Source organism: Streptomyces sp. NPDC054840, assembly GCF_053611065.1.
This window is the reverse complement of sequence record NZ_JBSGZP010000872.1, coordinates 1-2,537: the sequence shown is the minus strand read 5'-3', so window position 1 is coordinate 2,537 and position 2,537 is coordinate 1. Positions and strand designations below refer to the sequence as shown.

Below are 2,537 nucleotides of genomic sequence, written 5' to 3'. Positions count from 1 at the left end.
GGGTGCGGGCGCCGGGGCCTCCTTGGCGAAGCCGCCTCGCCCGTCGGCGCCGCCGGGGCGGCCCGGCTCTCCGAGCCCCTTGGGGCCCGCGGGACGGCCGGGGCCCGCCTGCTCCCGTTCGCGCCGCGGGTCGGCGTCGTGCGGGCCGCCCCGGTGGCCTCCCTCGGGGCCCGGTTCGGCCCAGGCCATGTGCGGACCCCGCTCCACGCGCATGTGGTGGTCGTGGTGTCCGGCGACGGCCACCGCCGCCGCTCCGCCGACGACCACCACCGCGACCGCGCCCGCCGCCACCCAGCGGGCGCGCCTGCCGGCGGGGACGAGGCGGCCCAGGGCCGCGGACTTGCGGGCCTTGGTCTCGGGGGCGGTCGCCGGGGCGGTCACGGCGGCGGTCTCGGCCTGCTCGGACGGCGGGACAGAATCAGACATACAGGCGCTCCTCAGGACAACCGGGCACGGTGCGGCGCGGCTCGCTCCAGAGCATGCTGAGCGGAACCTGAAGCCCCGCTGAAGCCACCTGAAGACCTCTTCAGCGAACGGCGGAGCGGTACTGAGATCCTGTCCGGCATGCGCGTACTGGTGGTGGAGGACGAACGGCGGCTCGCCGTGGCCCTGCAGCGAGGGCTGCAGTCGGAGGGGTTCTCGGTGGATGTGGCCCACGACGGGACCCAGGGCCTGTGGATGGCCACGGAGCACGACTACGACCTCATCGTGCTGGACATCATGCTGCCCGGGCTGAACGGATACCGGGTGTGCGCGAAGCTGCGCGCGGCCGGCAATGAGTCGGGAATCCTGATGCTCACGGCGAAGGACGGCGAGTACGACGAGGCGGAAGCGCTCGACACCGGCGCCGACGACTTCCTGTCCAAGCCGTTCTCCTACCTCGTCCTCGTCGCCCGGCTGCGCGCGCTCGGCCGGCGCACGGGCCGCCGACGGCCCCAGGTGATGCGGTTCGGCGATCTGCTGCTCGACCCCGCGCGGCACTCCTGTTCCCGCGGCGGGACGGAGATCCGGCTGACGGCGCGGGAGTTCGCGGTCCTGGAGTACCTGGCCCGGCGCTCCGGCGAGGTGGTGCCCAAGCGGGACATCCTGGAACAGGTGTGGGACAGCGCCTTCGACGGCGACCCCAACGTGGTCGAGGTCCACGTCAGCGCCCTCCGGCGCAAGATCGACGCGCCGTTCGGCCGCGCCGCGGTGGAGACCGTGCGCGGAGCGGGTTACCGACTGGCGGCCGACGGTGGCTGATGCCGTGGCCGAACACTCCGGCCCGCGCGACCGCGGGCGCGTGCGCGCCGCCCTGCGCGCGGTTCCTGGCACGGTCCTGCGCCGGTGGCCGGTGCTGCGCCAGCTGTGGCCCACCACCGTACGGGCGCGGGCCACCGTGGGCGCGAGCGTGGTGGTGGCCGCGGCGCTGGCGCTCGCCTCGTTCGCGCTGCTCGGGCTGCTGGAGGCGAACCTGCTGCGCAACGCGGAGAACGACGCCCGGCGCCAGGCCGAGACGGTGGCGCAGCTCGCCGCCACCGGGAAGCTGGGCCGCGTAAGGCCGCCGGCCCGCGGCATCGACTTCGTCCAGGTGGTGGGCGCAGACGGGCGCGTCCTGTTCGCCAGCCCGAACCTGGCCGGTGTGCCCGCCTTCCCGCCGACCGGTCCCGGCGCTCCGGGAACCCGGTTCCACACCTGGCGGGTCCGCCCGGTGGACGGCGAGTACCGGCAGCGGGTCGTCCAGGTCGTCACGGAGACCCCGGACGGAATGGCCACCGTCTACGCGGGCGCCTCCCTGCGGGACGCGGACGCGGCCGACGACACGACCGCCGCCGCCCTCGTCATCGGCATGCCCCTGCTGCTGGCCACCGTCGCCCTCGTGACCTGGCGGGTCACCGGCCATGCGCTGCGGCCGGTGGAGGAGATCCGGGCCGAGGTCGCCGAGATCTCCGACCGCGGCCTGCACCGCCGGGTGCCGGTGCCCGCCACCCACGACGAGGTCGCCCGGCTGGCCGAGACCATGAACGCCACCCTGGACCGGCTGGAGGCCTCCGGTATCCGCCAGCAGCAGTTCATCGCCGACGCCTCCCACGAACTGCGCAGCCCCATCACCGTCCTGCGCACCCAGCTGGAGGTGGCCCTGGCCGTCCAGGACCCGGAACTGTGGCCCGAGCTGATCTCCGGGGCCCTGGAGGACATCGAACGGCTCCAGCGCCTCACGGCCGACCTGCTGCTGCTCGCCCGGATCGACGCGGCGCAGCCGGTGGTCGCCGCCCCGCTGGATCTGGCCGCCCTGGTTCGTGAGGTGGTGGAGGGCCGGCTCGGCGACCGTGTCCCCGTACGGCTGCGGCTGGAACCGGATGTCGAGGTCATCGCCGGCGCGCTGTGGCTCGGCCGTATCGTCACGAATCTCGTCGACAACGCGCAGCGCTACGCCGACGGCCGCGTGGACGTCTCCCTGCGCACCACGAACGGCGCGCTGCCCGGCACCGCGGTGCTGGAGGTGGTCGACGACGGCCCCGGTATCCCGGCGGCCGACCGGGAGCGGATCTTCGAAC

Annotated in this window: 2 protein-coding genes and 1 pseudogene; 2 read left to right on the top strand and 1 reads right to left on the bottom strand. The window is 74.7% G+C overall.

The window, feature by feature from the left end:
- Positions 1-426, bottom strand: a pseudogene (locus tag ACWGIU_RS35285) (hypothetical protein); the annotation flags it as partial.
- A gap of 138 nt (positions 427-564) precedes the next feature.
- Between ACWGIU_RS35285 and ACWGIU_RS35280 the strand changes: the two are divergent.
- Positions 565-1,242: a response regulator transcription factor gene (locus tag ACWGIU_RS35280; RefSeq protein WP_033225201.1), complete on the top strand. Its 678-nt coding sequence runs from the start codon at positions 565-567 to the stop codon at positions 1,240-1,242.
- 4 nt (positions 1,243-1,246) lie between these two features.
- Positions 1,247-2,537: histidine kinase dimerization/phospho-acceptor domain-containing protein (locus ACWGIU_RS35275; RefSeq protein WP_453712176.1), on the top strand; the 1,291-nt coding region annotated here is incomplete at its 3' end.

Excerpts from the sequence above, each read along its gene's own strand:
- ACWGIU_RS35280 (WP_033225201.1), top strand. The coding sequence starts at position 565 with ATGCGCGTACTGGTGGTGGAGGACGAACGGCGGCTCGCCGTGGCCCTG.